Source organism: Bacillus sp. NPDC057893 (genome assembly GCF_042796455.1).
In the GTDB taxonomy this organism is placed as follows: Bacteria; Bacillota; Bacilli; order Bacillales; family Bacillaceae_G; genus Bacillus_A.
The window spans coordinates 57208-74827 of the sequence record NZ_JBHVNG010000012.1; the positions used below are offsets into that span (position 1 = coordinate 57208).

General features: G+C 32.5%; 22 protein-coding genes and 4 pseudogenes. 14 read left to right on the forward strand and 12 right to left on the reverse strand.

The annotated features are described in order from the left end of the window. From ACFVQC_RS26720 to ACFVQC_RS26770, 11 genes and pseudogenes are all read left to right on the forward strand, one after another. On the forward strand, window positions 1–2742 hold a 2742-nt coding region (locus tag ACFVQC_RS26720; protein ID WP_377899761.1), incomplete at its 5' end, for a lysozyme family protein. Between the two features lie 24 nt (window positions 2743–2766). After that, the gene (locus ACFVQC_RS26725) at window positions 2767–3078 is read left to right on the forward strand and encodes a hypothetical protein (protein ID WP_377899762.1); all 312 of its coding nucleotides are present in this window, start codon (window positions 2767–2769) and stop codon (window positions 3076–3078) included. Further along, window positions 3062–3760, forward strand: a complete 699-nt coding sequence (locus ACFVQC_RS26730; RefSeq protein ID WP_377899764.1) for a CD1107 family mobile element protein — start codon at window positions 3062–3064, stop codon at window positions 3758–3760. The genes ACFVQC_RS26725 and ACFVQC_RS26730 overlap by 17 nt, the downstream gene beginning before the upstream one ends. 2 nt (window positions 3761–3762) lie before the next feature. Continuing rightward, window positions 3763–4275, forward strand: a complete 513-nt coding sequence (locus ACFVQC_RS26735; RefSeq protein ID WP_377899765.1) for a hypothetical protein — start codon at window positions 3763–3765, stop codon at window positions 4273–4275. Between the two features lie 4 nt (window positions 4276–4279). Beyond that, complete coding sequence (locus ACFVQC_RS26740) at window positions 4280–5995, forward strand: InlB B-repeat-containing protein (RefSeq protein ID WP_377899767.1); 1716 nt, start codon at window positions 4280–4282, stop codon at window positions 5993–5995. Window positions 5996–6010: 15 nt separating this feature from the next. Beyond that, entirely contained in the window at window positions 6011–6178 is a 168-nt protein-coding gene (locus tag ACFVQC_RS26745; RefSeq protein ID WP_377899768.1) for a hypothetical protein, read from the forward strand. Beyond that, window positions 6178–6393, forward strand: coding sequence for a Maff2 family mobile element protein (locus tag ACFVQC_RS26750; protein ID WP_050845617.1), 216 nt, complete (start codon window positions 6178–6180; stop codon window positions 6391–6393). The genes ACFVQC_RS26745 and ACFVQC_RS26750 overlap by 1 nt, the downstream gene beginning before the upstream one ends. A 38-nt stretch (window positions 6394–6431) precedes the next feature. After that, window positions 6432–6647: a Maff2 family mobile element protein gene (locus tag ACFVQC_RS26755; RefSeq protein ID WP_050845617.1), complete on the forward strand. Its 216-nt coding sequence runs from the start codon at window positions 6432–6434 to the stop codon at window positions 6645–6647. A 212-nt stretch (window positions 6648–6859) separates the two neighbouring features. Beyond that, complete coding sequence (locus tag ACFVQC_RS26760; RefSeq protein ID WP_377899770.1) at window positions 6860–8680, forward strand: VirD4-like conjugal transfer protein, CD1115 family; 1821 nt, start codon at window positions 6860–6862, stop codon at window positions 8678–8680. Between the two features lie 59 nt (window positions 8681–8739). Beyond that, window positions 8740–9066, forward strand: a pseudogene (locus ACFVQC_RS26765) (hypothetical protein); the annotation flags it as partial. 58 nt (window positions 9067–9124) lie between these two features. After that, window positions 9125–9451 carry a hypothetical protein gene (locus tag ACFVQC_RS26770; RefSeq protein WP_377899772.1) on the forward strand — a complete coding sequence of 109 codons (327 nt, stop codon included), beginning with the start codon at window positions 9125–9127 and terminating at the stop codon, window positions 9449–9451. Window positions 9452–9581: 130 nt separating this feature from the next. Here the strand turns inward: ACFVQC_RS26770 and ACFVQC_RS26775 are convergent, their stop codons facing one another. From ACFVQC_RS26775 to ACFVQC_RS26805, 7 genes are all read right to left on the reverse strand, one after another. Continuing rightward, window positions 9582–10073 (reverse strand): DUF2691 family protein, encoded by a 492-nt coding sequence (locus ACFVQC_RS26775; RefSeq protein WP_377899773.1) that lies wholly within the window; start codon window positions 10071–10073, stop codon window positions 9582–9584. 306 nt (window positions 10074–10379) lie between these two features. Further along, window positions 10380–10607 (reverse strand): hypothetical protein, encoded by a 228-nt coding sequence (locus ACFVQC_RS26780; RefSeq protein WP_377899774.1) that lies wholly within the window; start codon window positions 10605–10607, stop codon window positions 10380–10382. Window positions 10608–10834: 227 nt separating this feature from the next. Then, on the reverse strand, window positions 10835–11470 hold the full coding sequence (locus tag ACFVQC_RS26785; protein WP_377899776.1) for a Fic/DOC family protein: 636 nt from the start codon (window positions 11468–11470) through the stop codon (window positions 10835–10837). Continuing rightward, window positions 11463–11639 (reverse strand): hypothetical protein, encoded by a 177-nt coding sequence (locus ACFVQC_RS26790; protein WP_377899777.1) that lies wholly within the window; start codon window positions 11637–11639, stop codon window positions 11463–11465. The genes ACFVQC_RS26785 and ACFVQC_RS26790 overlap by 8 nt, the downstream gene beginning before the upstream one ends. A 179-nt stretch (window positions 11640–11818) precedes the next feature. Next, on the reverse strand, window positions 11819–12040 hold the full coding sequence (locus tag ACFVQC_RS26795; RefSeq protein WP_377899778.1) for a hypothetical protein: 222 nt from the start codon (window positions 12038–12040) through the stop codon (window positions 11819–11821). Between the two features lie 40 nt (window positions 12041–12080). After that, window positions 12081–12314: a hypothetical protein gene (locus tag ACFVQC_RS26800; protein WP_377899779.1), complete on the reverse strand. Its 234-nt coding sequence runs from the start codon at window positions 12312–12314 to the stop codon at window positions 12081–12083. Further along, window positions 12311–12604, reverse strand: coding sequence for a hypothetical protein (locus ACFVQC_RS26805; protein ID WP_377899780.1), 294 nt, complete (start codon window positions 12602–12604; stop codon window positions 12311–12313). The genes ACFVQC_RS26800 and ACFVQC_RS26805 overlap by 4 nt, the downstream gene beginning before the upstream one ends. 241 nt (window positions 12605–12845) lie before the next feature. Between ACFVQC_RS26805 and ACFVQC_RS26810 the strand changes: the two are divergent. Beyond that, window positions 12846–13061 (forward strand): annotated as a pseudogene (locus ACFVQC_RS26810) (hypothetical protein); the annotation flags it as partial. Beyond that, window positions 13054–13716, forward strand: coding sequence for a restriction endonuclease (locus ACFVQC_RS26815; RefSeq protein ID WP_377899781.1), 663 nt, complete (start codon window positions 13054–13056; stop codon window positions 13714–13716). The pseudogene ACFVQC_RS26810 and the gene ACFVQC_RS26815, both read left to right, overlap by 8 nt. A gap of 145 nt (window positions 13717–13861) precedes the next feature. Here ACFVQC_RS26815 and ACFVQC_RS26820 read toward each other — a convergent pair whose 3' ends face one another. From ACFVQC_RS26820 to ACFVQC_RS26830, 3 genes are all read right to left on the reverse strand, one after another. After that, window positions 13862–14497 (reverse strand): DUF3967 domain-containing protein, encoded by a 636-nt coding sequence (locus tag ACFVQC_RS26820; protein WP_377899782.1) that lies wholly within the window; start codon window positions 14495–14497, stop codon window positions 13862–13864. A gap of 544 nt (window positions 14498–15041) precedes the next feature. Beyond that, the gene (locus ACFVQC_RS26825) at window positions 15042–15263 is read right to left on the reverse strand and encodes a hypothetical protein (RefSeq protein ID WP_377899783.1); all 222 of its coding nucleotides are present in this window, start codon (window positions 15261–15263) and stop codon (window positions 15042–15044) included. A gap of 12 nt (window positions 15264–15275) precedes the next feature. Next, window positions 15276–15479 (reverse strand): hypothetical protein, encoded by a 204-nt coding sequence (locus ACFVQC_RS26830; protein ID WP_377899785.1) that lies wholly within the window; start codon window positions 15477–15479, stop codon window positions 15276–15278. 731 nt (window positions 15480–16210) lie between these two features. On the opposite strand from ACFVQC_RS26830, the gene ACFVQC_RS26835 reads away from it, so the two are divergent. Further along, window positions 16211–16360, forward strand: coding sequence for a hypothetical protein (locus ACFVQC_RS26835; RefSeq protein WP_377899786.1), 150 nt, complete (start codon window positions 16211–16213; stop codon window positions 16358–16360). 183 nt (window positions 16361–16543) lie between these two features. On the opposite strand, the pseudogene ACFVQC_RS26840 reads toward ACFVQC_RS26835, so the two are convergent. Together ACFVQC_RS26840 and ACFVQC_RS26845 are read right to left on the reverse strand one after the other, a co-directional pair. Continuing rightward, window positions 16544–16958 (reverse strand): annotated as a pseudogene (locus tag ACFVQC_RS26840) (DUF3967 domain-containing protein); the annotation flags it as partial. 507 nt (window positions 16959–17465) lie between these two features. Then, window positions 17466–17620, reverse strand: a pseudogene (locus ACFVQC_RS26845) (IS6 family transposase); the annotation flags it as partial.

Consider the following 17620-nt stretch of genomic DNA (forward strand, 5'->3'; position numbering starts at 1 on the left):
CCACAACAAGATACAGATCAAGGGAAATTGCAAAAGCAATCTTCTAAGCTATCGGAACACATCACCCAAGAATTTCATCAACCAGAAAGTACCGCAAAGGTACTAAATAAAACGTTTGAAACGGCTGAACAAAAACAATTTTCACAGACTACAAGTACCATTGAAAGCCCAAAACAGGATACAGGGTCAGGGAAATTACAAAAGCAATCTTCTAAGTTGTCGGAACACATTAAACAAGAATTTCAGCAGCCAGAAAATACTGCAAAGGTACTAAATAAGACGTTTGAAACAGCAGAGCAAAAACAAGTTTCACAGACTATAAATGCTACTGAGAGCCCACCAGAAAAAAGGCAAGGGAAGTTGCAAAAGCAATCTTCTAAAGTATTGAAGCACAGCACCCAAGAATTTCAACAACAAGAAAGTACAGTACAGAGGGTAGATAGGCACTCTGAAACATCTAAACAGAAACAATTTTCACAGACTACAAGTGTTCTCCAAAGCCCACAAGAAACAGGGCAAGAGAAATTACAAAAGCAATCTTCTAAACAGTCTCAACATATTAATCAAAAGATTCGACAACAAGATCTAATCAAAGAAGTTCAGAAACCAAAGGCAGTAAAAACATCTCAACAAAAGCAATTAGAGCAAACTGAAAAATCACTTTTAAAAGAAAGCGAAAAAAAGTTCAAAAAATTATTAACTGATAATCCAAAAGTTCAAAAGGGAATACAGTTTATTGGAAAACTCGGTAAAGATTCCTTGATTGCTACAAAGGCTGAAGTTAAAAATACCTTAATTGGTGCAAAAAACAGTTTGAAATATGGTGCTAAAACTACTGCAATTGCTACAAAGGACTCTGTAAAGGGCGGTATTAAAAAGTATCAAAAAGCATTAGAACAGGAAGATGTAGGCGTTAGGATAGGGAGTCAAGGAGTCACTCAAGGTTATAGAGCAACCAGAACACTGACCAGAAAGGGTTTTGGATTAGCAAAAAAGGGTTATCTAAAATTAAAAAAAATTGATATAGGGAAGATTGAAAGGTTCCAAAAATTAAAAGGGCCAAACAAAAAGACTAGCGTAAAAAAATTAAGGAAAAGCAGACAAGAAAAGCTTTATATAAAAAAACTTGATAAAGGGAAAATTGAAAGGTTCCAAAAATTAAAAAAGCCAAACAAAAAAATTAGCTTAAAAAAGTTAACGGAAACAAAAAAGTTAACGAAAGCAACAGCAACAGCAAAAAAGTTAACAAAAGCAACAGCAAAAAAGTTAGCGAAAACAACAGTAAATATTGCAGGAAGTAGCGCTTTAAAGTATCAAGAACAACTAGAAAAAGGAGACGAGGGCGTAAAATTAGCAAGTCAAAGTGCTACAAAAATTGCTAGAGCTACCAAGAAGCTCGTTAAAAATCGAATTAAAGCAAATGCGAAATTAGGGAAAATGGGTAAGCAAAAAGGTAAGCTAGTACCTTTTTCTAAAGATAAAAAACTCAAAGTAGAATCAAGAACCCTCCTAAAGAAAAAGGCTGTTAAAAAGAAAATGTATTACGGTTCATTTCGAGATAAGAATAAGGCAAAAACCCTTACTAGTATTGCATCTAACGTTAAGAATCAAGTTGCTAATTTGTTTAAAAGTTTAGGTAAATTTAATCTTCAGAATATCAAAAAACTAATAGGAACTAAAGTTGTAGCAATATTTGGTGGTGGATTGGCTAGTGCTGTGCCGTTACTACTTATTGGGATGATATGTTTATTGATTGCAGGTGCATTTGGTGCAGGATCATCATCACAAGAACAAATCAGCGGAAACATTGGTGCTTCGAAAAACTTATCTCCTGAAGTTGAAAAATGGCGAGCATTAGTTGAACAAGAGGCTGCTGCACAAGGCATGCAAGATTATGTAAATTTACTTTTAGCTATAATACAGATCGAGAGTGGAGGAACAGGTACTCGTGATATTATGCAGTCCTCTGAATCTGCTGGTTATGGTAGACCAAACGTATTTCAAACAGAAGAAGAGTCCGTTCGACAAGGTGTAAAGCATTTAAAAGAATGTTTGCTTGCTCTAAAAGCTTTTAACATGGGATATGAAAATAATATTAAAGCATTAGCACAAGCCTATAATTATGGTAATTATTTCGCAACATGGCTTGGTAAAAGAGGGGGAGAGTATAACCTTGAGGTAGCTGAAGAATACTCACGAACTGTAGTAGCCCCAAGTTTAGGAAATACTACAGGGATTACTACATCTTACGTCAACGAAACATCGCTTCGAGTAGGTAAACCCTATAGATATGTTGATGGAGGAAACTTCCATTATGGTGAGTTAATTAGTGAGTACATTGGTGGTCCTGGTGCTAACATTTCAGGGGATTTCAAAATAGTATTAGCTGAAATTGAGAAATATCAAGGATGGCCGTATCAATGGGGTGGTAAAAGTCCGGTAGAAGGATTCGATTGTAGCGGGCTAACATCTTGGGGCTTAAAGCAAATTGGCATAGATTTACCGTCATACGCCCTGAGTCAATATGAGTTAACTGAACCAATTGATCCAAGTCAAGCACAACCAGGGGATTTAATTTTCTTCAAGGGTACTTATCAAAGTGCCGACCATATCTCTCATGTGGGATTCTACATTGATGAAAATACTATGTATGACAGTGAAAATGCTGGGATTGGTTATCACAGCTGGAAAACTCCATACTGGCAACAACATTTTGCTGGAATCCACAGGGTTAAAAGATAATTAGTTTTAAAAAAGTATTAAGGAGTGGTTTTTTTGTCAGATCGCAAAAAAAAATTAGAGGAAAAAATCGCAAAAAGAGAACAGCGAATTGAAAAATTAAATGATAATTTAAAAGATGAAAAAAGCCGATTAGAAAAAGATAAACAACTACTGTTTAACCTGAAATATAGTGAAGTGTTCAAACGACTTCAAGAAACAGGAGTAAGTCCTGATGAGGCACTAAAGGCACTCGATAATGAAGTAGAAAAACAACAAGTTGAACTTGAAGTGAAAGAGGAAAACTCAAATAACAGTGCTATGCGAGAAGGAGCTCAAGATTATGTTCAAAATCACTAAAAGATCGTTTTTCGCAACAGTATTAATGTGTTCACTGTCATTCGGAAGTATTTCCAACTTAGCATATGCAGAAGAAAATAAAACTGAAACACAAAAGGTAACAGAAAATAAATCAGTAGGAGAGCCACCGTCTGGACCAGGTGTTACAGCTGAAAAGAAAGAAGTTGAAGCCCAAACGCCTGCTAGTGTTAATGGGAAAAAAGTTGACGGTACAGGGACAGTTACAGATTTTACAACGAGTGGATCTAAAGCATTTTATACAATCACTGATAAAGATAGTAACGTATTTTACTTGATTGTAGATTTAGATAAAACCCAAAACAATGTGTATTTTTTATCAGATGTTAAAAAGACAACATTAGATGGTACTGCAACTGCAACTACTAGTAAAGATGGTGCAAGTGTTAAACCGAATGTACCAAATCAGCAACAAGCAGGAGCTGAAAAAACAACAGCAAATACTCAATCTTCATCAGAAAAACCAAAAGAAGAAAGTAACAATAATTCGTTTCTGCTTATTGTATTAGCGCTTGCTATTGTCGGGGTTGCTGGATATTACTTCTTAGTTATGAAAAAGAAAAAAAATCAAAATAAAGCAAATGAAGATGAAGAAGTAATGGAAGATGACTATTACGAAGATAATTTCGAAGATGAGAGAAAGAAAAACAATAAGGAAGATTAATAGTGCTAATTAAAACCTATATAAAAAAGCATATGTTTCATCTTCCTACTTTAAATAATCAGATATTAGAAGCACAAGTTGAGCAGGATTTAAATATAAAAGTTGATAAATCGCAAGTTTTCAAGCTATATCCCCTTACAAAAATAGAGGATAATGAAAATATTTTAATTGAAAAGCAACGTACCAATATATTCTTACTCAACTTACTGCTTTTAGTATTAAACCACAATAAAAAAGAGATTACAGTTCAAGAGTATTATAATAACGGGTTTATCATTTCAAAATTAGAAGAAGAAACAAATTTAAAATTAGAAAATGTACCTTTTGATGATTTAGAAAAAAACATTATGGCGTATTTAACTTCTTCTAATCTAGATAAGCCCTCTGAAGTAATCGAAATGCTGGATCAAATGATAAAAGCAAACGAAAACAAGGAGGATTCAGCTTTTGAAAATGTTGAGTTTAGTTTGGATTGGCTAGAAAAGGCACAAAAAGAATTAAACAGAAGGGATTAATGATATGTGGGAAAAATCAAAGCGAGTTTTAGTAAGTAGTGTTCTATCACTTTCTTTAATAGGTAACACAACAGTCCTTGCTGCTGTAAATGATTCTACAAAAATACAAGAAAATGAAAATATTGCTCGTAATTACTTGAAAGTGAGTTATGAAGGTAAAGTTTTATTTCATGAACAAGTACCATCAAAAACAATGATCCAGGTGCTTAATGAAGATAATGAGGTAGTTGATAGTACTGTTTTAACTAGCGATAAAGAAATGAGTCTTGAAAAACCGAAGATTAGTAATGGAAAGATGCTGAGTTATTGGACCATTGATATGAAAGATGGCAAATTAATGATTAAGCCAGTCTTAACAAATAAAGAAGAGTTTTTAGTTAAGTTTTTTGTTAAAGATGTGGGTGGAAATTTATTAGAAAACCATAAGCGAATAAAAGAAGTAGTGAAAAGTGCTACTAAAGATGCAAAGTTAAAAGAGGTCTTACCCGATGTAAATTCAGACAATAATTATAAATTCACAGGCTGGTTTTCAATGGTAGACAAAGATGATGGGAAAAAAGTCGAGGAAAAATTGCAAAATATTGAGGATATTAAAATCACCGATTCTAAAGGAGAATATTATGCAAAATTCTTCTCTGACTTTAATAACAATGGAATTGACGATAAGACAGAAGAAATCACGGTGAACTTTGTAACAAATATAGAAGAACAAATTGAACCTGTAAAATTAAATGTTGGTCAAAAAATTAAAGCTCCTAAACTGTCTAATAAAGACAAGATTTTCATCGGTTGGTATACAAATGCTGAGTTAACAAATAAATTTGGCAATGACAATTTAAAAGATTCCATCACTCTTTATGCAAAATGGGAAAATGCTGAAAAAGTAATTACTGAATCTGAAAAAAAACCAATTACAGATAAAGATGTTTCAGATCAGGTTGAAAAGATTTTAAATGAACGTCTTAAAGAATTAGAAGGCCAAACCAACACAGAAAAACCTAATGAAACTAAAACTGAAACAACAGCTGGAACAACAGAAAAACCGAAAGACAATAATAATGAAAACAAAGGTTCAGCCACAAATAGCAATCAAAAATCGGATGCAAACAATACAAAAACTAATAATAGTAATGTTATTCCCCCTACAAATAATCCGTGGGGAGGTTCGATGCAAAACGATACTAAGTTAAAAGATTATTTAGCTTCAAACAGTTCAAATAATAATAAAGTTAGCGTATACACTGAAAAAAAATACGTGTTTAAAAATAAAAATATTGGCGAGAAATACATGGTCAAATTTTTAGATGCGAGTGGCGCATTTGTTTCTAGCCTAACGCTACCTTATGGAAGAACAATTAAGATATTAGATGAAAACGAAAATTCTCATGAAGAATATGCGGTTCGACAAGATACCACAATTAACCTGGATACAGAAAGATACATTAATAAAGGTTCAACATTTTTGGGACTGGATACACGAACCGTACAAGTGAATGCAACAGAAATAACAGAAATATATCCAACTACCGCAAAGAACAACTCAAACAGTTTTTTATACAAAAAAGATGAAAAAAATAACCAAAAGAAAGATTCAAACAATCAAAATATAATAATCGCATTAATTACAGTTGCGGTGATCTGTATCATATTAGGAACATTTTTATTCTTCAAAAAGAGAAAAAAGAAAGAGAAGAATCAAGAACAAAACATTAATATGTAAAAGGCGGTAAAGACTATGTTAGATATATATATTGTTATTCAAGTAGTATTACTTTTGATAGGCTTACCCCTTTTAATAAAAGGCGGTTTAAAACTTATCAAGTATTATAAAATAGATGTTTTACTATCTATTCTTATAAAAAATGAATTACCAAATACAAATAAAGAAAAGGGGAAAAAATAATGCAATTTTTCAATACTGGTGTAGATGTATTACAAAAATTAGTTATCTTAATCGGTGCAGGTTTAGGTGTATGGGGAGTTGTAAACTTATTAGAAGGTTATGGTAATGATAACCCAGGGGCAAAGTCACAAGGGATGAAACAGTTTATGAGTGGTGCTGGTATTGTTTTAATCGCAACGTTACTTGTTCCTTCATTAAAGGGGTTATTTAGCTAAGTCAAGGTTACGCAAAAAATAGATAGGGGGAAAAAATAATGCAATTTTTTAATACTGGTGTAGATGTATTACAAAAATTAGTTATCTTAATTGGTGCAGGTTTAGGTGTATGGGGAGTTGTAAACTTATTAGAAGGTTATGGTAATGATAACCCAGGGGCAAAGTCACAGGGGATGAAACAGTTTATGAGTGGTGCTGGTATTGTTTTAATCGCAACGTTACTTGTTCCTTCATTAAAAGGGTTATTTAGCTAAGTCAAAGTTATACAAAAAGAGGGCGAGTAAAATTACTCGCCCTTCCTTTATATGTAAGAATTATAAAAGTGAAGTGGGAAAATCAAAGCTCTATTAAGCCCGCCAAAACGTTTTTTAAATGAAGGTAAAGTATTTACATTCATACAGGATAACAACGCTAAAATAGGCGTTCAAGACGGTATAATTAAAAATACTAAATAAGGAGTATTAAAATGGAAAAAATCAAGGAAAATAAAGCTTATATTATTCTTGGTGTAATTTTGTTTATTCTATTAAATTACCTTTTTTATTACTTTAGGGTAACTTTTGAAGGTAATACACTTGCTGCATTCGATTATTTGTTTTCAGAACCACAATATCTTTTATACGCTTTTCCTTTATCTTTTGACGTTATTGACTTGTTCGTCCCAATGTTTACAGTAGTATTCGCTGTATACGTTGTGATCGACAAGAAAAATAATAAAAAGAAATATAAAAAGGGTGCTGAACATGGTTCAGCGCAATGGGGTAGCGTTCAAAAAGATTTGAAAAATATGTATGACGAAAACGACCAAGATAATAACATTATATTTTCACAGAATACAAAGCTTAGACTAGACGATAAAGACGCTCCCTTTGAGGTAAGACGAAACAAAAATGTGACAGTAGTCGGTGGGTCTGGTAGTGGTAAAACACGATTCATAGTTAAACCAAACATATTACAAATGAATGCCAGTTTTGTAGTTACTGATCCAAAAGGAACGATTGTTAATGAACTAGGCATGGCATTAAAAAATGTAGGGAAATATAAGATTAAGATATTTAATACCATAAACTTTACAAAAAGTATGCGATACAATCCATTAAAGTATGTTCACAACGAACAAGATATATTAAAACTTGTTAATACAATTATGGCAAACACAGAAGGGGAAGGTGCAAAAAAAGGGGAAGATTTTTGGGTAAAAGCTGAACGGTTACTATATCAAGCGTATTTAAGTTTAATTGTTTCAAAATTCCCTAAAGAAGAACAACATTTAGGAACATTAATTGATTTAATTTCCTACTCAACGGTAAAAGAAGATGATGAGGACTATAAAAATCCTATAGATTACTTGTTTGAAGAATTGGAAAAAGAGGATAGTACACACTTTGGTGTAAAGCAATATAAATTATATAAAAACGCTGCCGGTAAAACAGCAAAAAGTATTTTAATCTCATGCGGTGCAAGGTTAGCTCCATTAAATATCCCTGCCCTTCGTGATCTACTCTCAAAAGATGAATTAAACCTGGATACACTAGGAGAAAAAGGGCGTAAAACAGCACTGTTTGTTATCGTACCTGATACAGACTCAACATTTAACTTCATTGTATCAATAATGTATTCACAACTGTTTAACATGCTTTGTACAATTGCAGACGAAAAACATAGGGGCTCATTACCAACCCATGTGAGATTCATATTAGATGAGTTTGCTAACATTGGTTTAATACCAAACTTTGAAAAATTAATTGCAACAATTCGTTCACGTAACATTTCAGCAACTATTATTCTACAAACGCTCTCACAGCTGAAGCCGATTTATAAAGACAGTTCGGATACAATAATCGGTAACTGTGATACGTCTATTTTTCTAGGCGGTAAAGAGAGATCAACAGTTAAATCTTTAAGTGAGGAACTTGGAAAAGAAACAATTAATGATTATAACGAAAATAGAACTCGTTCCAACAATGATAGCTTTGGTCAAAATTACTCAAAATTAGGTAGAGAATTAATGACAACAGATGAGCTATTAACAATGGAAAGAGATACGTGTATTGTACAAATAATTGGTAAAAGGCCATTTAAGGATAAAAAATATGATTTAACTAAACATCCAAGATACAAATTCCATTTCGATGGAAAAAAATATTGGTTTGATATTGATAAGTACTTAGAAGCACTTAAAACGCCAAAGAATCAGCAGAAAAGAAACACATCTAACAATCAAGCAAACCAATTAGAAGACGTAAAACTAATGCTTACAACTATCAATGGAAGCCTCGAAATATAAAACACTTACAAGTGTACTTATAAGTGCACTTGTAAGTGTGGGAAGGATAGAGAAATCATATGGAATCTGGACCTTTTGAAGTTGGCTTAGCTTATATTATGTTTTATGGAACAATTTTTCTTATAATCGGCACAGCAATATTCGTAATGATTAAGGCTGATTCACCAAAAATTAAAGCTAAGAATCTGTCATTCGTAATGATTGGTTTAGGGATAAATATACTAGCAAGTCCAGTCGCATTTTTTATAGGTGTGATGGCGACAGATTCCCCACATAGTACTATGCTAGATTTTTGGAAGGGATTTCTCTTTATTGAGGCAATACCGCTCTTTATACTACTTCTAGCTTTGGCGTGGTGGTTTATCCGTAGGAAAAAAATAAAAGTTCACATGTAGATTTTAGAATATAACACACTTGCAAGTATGGAAGGGGTAGAAAAAACATATGGATTTTGAATATTATAGTGAGCTTATTCTATACTATGGAACAATTTTTCTTATAATTGGTACTGCAATATTCGTAATGATTAAGGCAAATTCACCAAAAATTAAAGCTAAAAATCTGTCATTCGTAATGATTGGTTTAGGGATAAATATACTTGCAAGCCCAGTCGCATTTTTTATAGGTGTGATGGCAACAGATCCTCCAGATAGTACTATGCTCGATTTTTGGAAAGGATTTCTCTTTATCCAGGCAATACCACTCCTTATACTACTTCTATCTATGATGTGGTGGCTTATACGTAGGAACAAAAAAGAAGTTAACGTGTAGAATTCAAAATGAAAATCACATTTAGAAAGCCACTATTTCCATTTGGATTAGTGGCTTTGTTCTTTCGTAATAGAACGACGGGCTATATGATTTATTTCTTTGTAGCTTTGTAAAAAAATTTGTTCTCATATCAAGGTTGATATCGGAAACTAAAGTTTTCAGATTTATCTATAAATTTAAACTCCTCATATCCTTGTGACAAAATTTCTTGTTGTATATTTGGAAAACTCTCTATATTTTTTACGAAAACTGCTATCTCATAACAATCTATAATTACAAACATTAAACTACATTTACTATTTAAAAATTCAGGAATAGTATTTACTGAAGTATTACTTATTTCGAACATTGGTATTTCGTGTGGATACGCACCAAGGTTTAAAAATATTGGACAAAAATCTGTTGTTGTTAATGCTTCTTTTAACTTACCTCCAGTTTCAAACTCTTTGTTATCTAAAAAAAAGTTGTTATCGTCGTATTTATTATTAGTGCGTACTAAACAATCATTTTCAGGAATGTGCCAATTGTAATTCTCTATGTTGATGAATAATTCTAATATGCTCTCTATTCGCAAGTCATCTTTTTCCATAGGAACTTTGAAAAACACACCGATTTTCTCCATTTTTTACTCCATCCTTTTTCTTTTTAATTTACTATTTATTTGTTGTAATATTTTCTCTTTCATTACGTATTTTAAGATTTGGATTATTATGTGATTCTACAAGTACTTTTCTAATAGCACGACTCCTGGAGTATTTGGGACAGTTTTCTTGAAAACGTACGACCATATCTTTGTTAACAGCAAACATATACTGATTTTGATTGGATTTTTTTGCATAAAAACTATCCTTATAGGCTCTAAACAAATGTAGTTTTACATTAGTATAATTAATCATATTAAAATCATCGTATATAGTGAATATTTGTGTTAGCTTGTACTAGAAACGGCTTTAGCATTTTGATTAATATTGTTTAAAGGTACTACATTTTGTATACGGAGATCCTTGTAATAATTCTCCCCCAATCTGCGCTTTAATTCATCCGTTCCTTTCTGTAAAGCTTCAGTTTCAGAGAGAGAGATAACAGAGAAAGTATGTTTATAAAATCGATTCTTTCCAGTAACAATATATCGTAGTGTATATTTAGATAATATCATATAGCATCCTCCTCAATAAAAAAGGTATCAACATGCTTTTGTATATGATATGCGTAAAATTTTAGATTAGAAAAATAAAAAGAAATAAAATGGTTAATAAATATAATTTCACGTACCGTATTGTAGACATAAACCAAAAGAAAAGCATAATTAGTATGCATTTAAGTATTTGTATTACTGCTTATAATAACTAAAGTTGGGATGCTTGTTAAACTCCCTCGATGGGTTTATCTGCTGATATTTTGCTTTTTAGCTTTAAATTGTTTAGCGATTTTGAGGTCAGGTTCTTGGTTGGTAATGGCGCTTTTAATTATTTTGCTAAGATCTGTGGGGTCTAAGACGGATTTTACAGTTGCATTAAAGACATCTTCTGTTTTTTGACTGTTCCATTTAAGAGAATAACCATTGGATAAAGCCAGACAGCGAATGAATTCACGCTGTGAACGGCCATTCCCTTCACGGAATGGATGGAGAACGTTTAATTCAGCCATATAATGTGCATCCCTATCTGAGAATTCATCAATCTTTAATCCATTTAATCTATTTTCGTCTTTTAATTGTTTAAATAATTCAGATGCCTGGTCCTTTAAAAAAGAGGCATGAGCAAATTGAAAAGCCCCCTTTGCAATATTTTCTTCACGTAATTTTCCAGCAAAGGGGTATATATCTTGAAAGAGGTGTTGATGAATTTTTTGTAAATGTTTTAAGTCAAAGTTTCCAACAATAGGTTTACCTTGTAATTCTACAAATCTAAGTGCTGCTACTGAAGTTTCAACCTTATTCAGTAGTTCTTGATCTTGATAATTCATTTTGTTTTTTAATATATCTGTTCCAGGATAACAGTATTTTGATTGTTCATTCACGTCTGGCGATTGCTTCGGATAACTTAATAAATTGTTCCATTGTAATCTTCCCTCCAACCTTGGCTTTAATGATTTCTTCCATCTCTTCTGTGATAATCAGTCCCTCAATTTTAAAAGATGCCTTTGCTTCTTCAATTGCTTCATTCAACTCTTTTTCGCTTTTAAACATAATTTGGTAAACCCCTTTCAAATTGATTTTATTATAATTTAATATTTCTGAAAATGTTTTTCATATTATTTACTTTTGAAAGTAATTACGCATTAGTATCAGCACTCTTTTTTATTGTGGTCACAACATGTTTCATGAGTAAGCCAAAACCTATTACACCAGACAATGAAATAAGTATATTAATTAACTCCAAATCGGACATTTCGTCCCCTCCTATTTAGGTGTTCCTTCTTGAGCATTGCATGGGAAACGTCTATGACTTCAATTCCCATTTGGTTAAGTATACCTATATAAAACTTTATATCCTCTTCGTTGTCAAAGAATTCAGCGTTTGAAAGGTTAGTAGGACCATCTTTACTATAGTAACCAGATTCAATCTCAATTACATAGCCTTGTTTCATTAAAACAACCCTCCTTTTATGATAAGAAAAAGGAATTGATTCATTTAACAGCCTGTTTAGTTTGAGAAATTTTCATTTTTCGTTTCATTAATTTTTTAATTTGATTGGCCATAAACCTTAATATTTTATCAGTTTTCTTTTCAGAAAAATAACCCTGCCTTTCTAAGAGAATGTTTTCAATTACAAATTTACGACGTGTCCAGTATTCATAATCTTTCGCTTGGTCTTGAGCAAGGTCTTTGCATTCATCATCCACTTCAGAGGCGTTGTTCAACACTCGTATTCCATAATACTATCACTCCGCATACTTCTAACTTCTTTTAAGAGAAGGTATAAATCTAAGGGATGATATGTTTTTAATACGATTACTGCTTGTTCTACATGTTTGATAAATACATTACTTATTATTTTATAAAATTCAAAACAATCCTCTTTTATAGTACAAAGTTTAGGAAATTCAGTATCTTCATCAATAAGACTTCCTCCACAAAAATTACAATTTGTTTCTTCTAAAGCATCAGCACGAACTATTTTCGCTTCGATACCACAATAGGGGCGAAGCATTAATAAGTATCTATTTTTGATAAATTATACCAAAAATATCTTGGAAAATTAAAACGTTTGGTTTAATTCGTTGAAACTATATGTTTATTTTTATCGGAATTTTTAATATCGAATGCTATAATTAATATAAATTCATAAAAAAGGGAGATATGTATTTATTATGAAAAAGATAATTGGGGTGCATTAGCAACTGGAGTCATTCTTTCTACTAGTATAGGATTTCAAATAGATGTAAAAGCGGAATCTAAAGTGGATCATAATGGCAGTTGATAACGATAAGATTGGGAAAGACTGCATTCAGATGATGAAATACTTTGTAGATCTAAAAGAGGATATTCCAATGAATGAAAAAGATTGGAATGATGTTCGGAAAAAACAAGTGAGTGGACAGCAGCAAAAACAAACAGCTCAACCAAAGAAAATAAAACCAATTAAAGAGGTGGAGAGAAGTGTATAATCTACCAAACATGTCAAACATATTACAGATTTTGATTTGTGGTTTTATCCTTTATGTTCTTTTTGGTATTTGTAAATTTATGTACTGGAAGATCCAGGAGCGAAGAATACTGAAACGAATGGCAAAGTCTGGTATTCGATATATAGACAAAATGGACGGACATCAATTTGAAGTGTACCTAAAAGCTCTCTTTAGAGAGTTGGGTTATTCTCCAACGGTCACAAAGCAGTCAAATGATTTCGGAGCTGATCTTGTATTAAAGAGGAAAAATCGTATTGTAATCCAAGCGAAACGATACGGGTTGAAAAACAGAGTCGGCATCAGTGCTGTACAAGAGATATATGCAGCAAAGGCCTATTACAAAGCGCATGAAGGATGGGTTGTCACGAACAGCGTTTATACAAGGCAAGCGAAAGAATTAGCGGAGGCATGCAATGTAAAACTAATAGATCGTGTAGAACTTCAGAAATTGATTAATAAAATTAATCCCGAATATTCGGCTGAAGATGTATATCAAGGGGTAAAACCTGCAGAACGGAAATGCCCAGCGTGTAAAAATCATTTAGTCGTTAGAAATTCGAATAAAACAGGGAATAAGTTCTTTGGCTGTTCTCAATATCCTACATGTACACATACAGAACCAATCCATACATGAGCTGTGATGAAAATCCAGCTCTTTTTCTTTTCATTTAAAGAGTTCTAACTGGAGTATCGCCACATGCCCATCAACTTAAGAAAAATAAACACTCTCTATCTTTTCCATTTTCCACAAAAATGAGTACACCCAACAATGAATGTACTCATTTCCAAAACTTCCACCAGGATTTCTTTTTGGCTGCTGCTATTTCTTCTTGGGCTGATACAATAGTACGTTTAGCATCCTGAATTTCTCTAATCATCTTCATAAGATTATCATCTCTTAGCTCTAACCTTTTTTCTATCCTTTCTTCACGTTCTTTCCGATCTTTCATATCTTCCTTTATTAATTTATTTCTTTCTTTCATATCTTCTTCGATTAATTTGTTCTTTTGATCTATACGTTCACCTAGTCTCTTTTCCATTTCTAATAGGTTTGCTTGCTGCACCTTATTAATTTCTTCTATCATAGCGCTATATTGTTGTTGGAATTGATACTGCATTTGATATGGAACTAGATCTGCCCCCCGGGATTCCTCTTTCTTATTATCGATTCCAAACTGCTTTGCAATCATTTTCGCAGCTTTTTCTAAAGTCATACCATCTTGCTTACTCAACTCTACTAACTGTTCGATGAGTACAACATCAAACTCAGTATATTCCCTTCTTCCTCGACTATTCTTTCTTACATCATATCCTTCACGTTCAAGAACATCCGAATACTTTCTAAGAGTACTTCCACTTATTCCTAAACGACTATAGACTTCATTGCTGGTATATACTATCTCCGCTTCTGACATAGCGCTATGCCACCTCCTATTAGAGAATTTCAATATAAAAGGGCTGAAACCTTTAAGAATTCATCGACGAAACTCGTACGGTCTTTGCAATGTTTTGTCAGAATTATACACATCCACATAGCGCCATAGTTAAAGATAAAACCCTTTTAAATAAACCCATTACACAGCAAAATAAAAAAACACTTGATTCAGACTAACCAGGTGTTTTTTAGTTCTTTATAAATTTAGTTGGTCCGTTCGCGATCAATGAGGGTGTCCAAGTTCTTCTTGATGAATCGCTCAAAGGATAAAATATATTGAAAGTGGTCGGTTTTTCTTCGCTGAAATGATTACCTATGAGGGGAAAAGTAGGCGGGACTGCTAAGTTAATAGAAACAGAACCTAATGATGAATTAACGGTAAAAAGTACACTTAAAGGGTGTGAACCGTTAGGGGATATAATGCACAAGTAAAGTAGCGAATCCACTGCTTTTTTATTTTACAAAAAAAGAACCTGCAAACCTACAGATTCTCCTGACAATGATTTAATTAAGTGTTTGTCGATTCAAGCCGCTCTATAATCTTTGTCTGTAAGCTTTTTTCTAATATCCATAAATCCTAGAATCATTATTATCATGCATATTAACTTGATCCAACGAAACTCCTGGTGGAACATTAGCCCGGAGAAGAATTCATAAGCGTATAACAAACCGACAATTGGGAATAGCCAAGTCATAAATTTCAAATCTTTTAGATGAAACTTATAATTATTAATCTTTTTCCACATATGTATAAACTCCTATTGTTCTGAGGTTCTGTAGTTTTTCTTGATGATATCTCGCATGTTTAAGATAAAGAATAGAAGAAAAATCACAGCTATGATACCGTTAACCCAGTAGTATGTACGTCCCGTTGTGAATCCAGTATAGAAAGAAAGTAAATTCCAAATTAAAAGGATTATTGAACAGATAGTAGAGGTCAATAATGAACCAAAACTTCTCATGATTGTCACCTCGATTCAAAGTGTTAGAACTTATTTATAATTTTACATTTAAATAATTAGATATCCAAGGATAGGATGTATTAAAACAATTTAAGGGTATTACCGTAAGGAGGAGTTAGACAAATTACTTCCTATTAATATAGAAAGTAGAGTAAGTAAAGCGGTAATGATGCGTGCAAACATCGTACTTTACTTACTCACTTCCATATCCACGAGGTACAAAAAAATTTAGGAATTAAATGAACGAAATTAACCAACAACCGATAAGTGCCCCAACACTTGACGGTTGCTTTTTATATATTATCATATTTCTTTTTATATTTATATATGAATTAATAGGTTTGTTTTCGATGTATAAGCCCCTTATAAAAAAAGTGAACTAAAGGCCTAGGGACCGAGAGCGGAGCTTCGTGTAACAAACAGATCATTTCGCGTGCCCTCCCCTACCCAATGACCAACAAATTAAGAATTGAGAATTACCCCAAAACGAAAAAATGAGCTTTTTTATTACAAATTAGCACAAAATTTAGTTCGGAGGGTACTATAAAATTTTAGCTTGATGTCGAAGGGATGCTACCCTGTAAAAAAATTATAATTTAAAAAACTGAAAAGAATAAAAAATACATACATATGCAAAATTACATATTTAGGTATTTAAAGTGTATTATATAATAATTAAGATATCGAAATTTTATGATATTAAATCTTATTATGATGAAGGAGAAATAATAATGAATAAAAACAAATACACTGTATTAACAAAAAAAGAATTATTAGAAACTAATGGTGGTAAAACAAAATTTGTAGGAACTAATGCATCTTATTATCCTCAAAAATGGAGTAAAGAATTAGGGAAATGGATTGTATCAAAAATCAAATAACAAAATAACATATTTTTCCTCTAATCACAGATGCTTAAGTATTAGGATTTAAAATAAATACTTAAGCATTTATTTTATTTAAAATTGAAAATTTCTTAGTTTTAAATAAGACACCACCTAGACTACGGCAGTGCCTACGATCCTTACTATAAACTTAGTCAAACTCATTTATTCTTACTTTATTTCTTTCATATCCTTTTCGATTAATTTGTTTCTTTGATCTATACGTCACCGAGTCTCTTTTCCATTTCTAATAGGTTTGCTTGCCGCACCTTATTAATCTCTTCTATCATAGCGCTATATTGTTGCTGGAATTGGATTTGTCCCCTGGGATTCCTCTTTCTTATTATCGATTCCAAACTGCTTTGCAATCATATTCGCAGCTCTTTCTAAAGTCATCCATCTTACTTACTCAACTCTACTAACCGTTCAATAAGTACAACATCAAACTCTGTATATTCCCTTCTCCCTCGAATATCCTTTCTTACATCATACTCTTCACGTTCAAGAACATCTGAATACTTTCTAAGTGTGAGCCACTTACTCCCAAACGACTATAGACCCCATTGCTGGTATATACTATCTCTGCTTCTGACATAGCGCACGCCATCTCCTATTAAGAGGAATTCCATAATGATAGTGGAAAACCTTTAGGAATCTATCGACGAAGCTTGCACGGTCTTTGCGATGTTTTGTCGGAAATAAACATATCCTCATAGGGGTACTGACGCATGCCCATCAAGCTAAGAAAAGCAAATACCCCAAAACGAAAAAATTGACATCTCCAGGTGAAAATGTACAATTTTTTTGTTTTGGGGTTGTTATAAAATCCTTAAGTTGATGGGCATGTATGGTGACCCCTATTAAGGATTCCTTTTTTGTATCTAAAATCCAAAAATAAAAAGATAAGATCCGGGAACACGATCTTATCTTTAGCACAAGGAGTAAACAAAAGGATAACCATCATATTTTTTGTTAATTTTGAATATTGTAACCACAATTAACAAGTATATCTATATTGAGAAATTTATTACAAAATTAGGGTTCTGGTGCAAATAAAGGATACATTCCAAAAAACAATGAGGATTCCTACCGGAATCGTTCTTTACGCTGTTAATCCAAATAATTGATGAATGAATTGTTTTTGATTTTGAACAGACTGATGCCGTAAATCAATCTGTTCTTTTTTTATCATATGCATGGCTTCTACTCCTGCAAGAATAAATGTAGCTGTGCGAAAAGATTTAAGTCCTAACATAG

Coding starts and splice junctions, on each gene's coding strand:
- ACFVQC_RS26730 (WP_377899764.1), top strand. CDS start 3,062: ATGTTCAAAATCACTAAAAGATCGTTTTTCGCAACAGTATTAATGTGT.
- ACFVQC_RS26740 (WP_377899767.1), top strand. CDS start 4,280: ATGTGGGAAAAATCAAAGCGAGTTTTAGTAAGTAGTGTTCTATCACTT.
- ACFVQC_RS26745 (WP_377899768.1), top strand. CDS start 6,011: ATGTTAGATATATATATTGTTATTCAAGTAGTATTACTTTTGATAGGC.
- ACFVQC_RS26750 (WP_050845617.1), top strand. CDS start 6,178: ATGCAATTTTTCAATACTGGTGTAGATGTATTACAAAAATTAGTTATC.
- ACFVQC_RS26755 (WP_050845617.1), top strand. CDS start 6,432: ATGCAATTTTTTAATACTGGTGTAGATGTATTACAAAAATTAGTTATC.
- ACFVQC_RS26760 (WP_377899770.1), top strand. CDS start 6,860: ATGGAAAAAATCAAGGAAAATAAAGCTTATATTATTCTTGGTGTAATT.
- ACFVQC_RS26770 (WP_377899772.1), top strand. CDS start 9,125: ATGGATTTTGAATATTATAGTGAGCTTATTCTATACTATGGAACAATT.
- ACFVQC_RS26775 (WP_377899773.1), bottom strand. CDS start 10,073: ATGGAGAAAATCGGTGTGTTTTTCAAAGTTCCTATGGAAAAAGATGAC.
- ACFVQC_RS26780 (WP_377899774.1), bottom strand. CDS start 10,607: ATGATATTATCTAAATATACACTACGATATATTGTTACTGGAAAGAAT.
- ACFVQC_RS26790 (WP_377899777.1), bottom strand. CDS start 11,639: ATGTTTAAAAGCGAAAAAGAGTTGAATGAAGCAATTGAAGAAGCAAAG.
- ACFVQC_RS26795 (WP_377899778.1), bottom strand. CDS start 12,040: ATGAAACAAGGCTATGTAATTGAGATTGAATCTGGTTACTATAGTAAA.
- ACFVQC_RS26805 (WP_377899780.1), bottom strand. CDS start 12,604: ATGCTTCGCCCCTATTGTGGTATCGAAGCGAAAATAGTTCGTGCTGAT.
- ACFVQC_RS26820 (WP_377899782.1), bottom strand. CDS start 14,497: ATGTCAGAAGCGGAGATAGTATATACCAGCAATGAAGTCTATAGTCGT.
- ACFVQC_RS26825 (WP_377899783.1), bottom strand. CDS start 15,263: ATGTGGAAAAAGATTAATAATTATAAGTTTCATCTAAAAGATTTGAAA.
- ACFVQC_RS26830 (WP_377899785.1), bottom strand. CDS start 15,479: ATGAGAAGTTTTGGTTCATTATTGACCTCTACTATCTGTTCAATAATC.
- ACFVQC_RS26835 (WP_377899786.1), top strand. CDS start 16,211: ATGAATAAAAACAAATACACTGTATTAACAAAAAAAGAATTATTAGAA.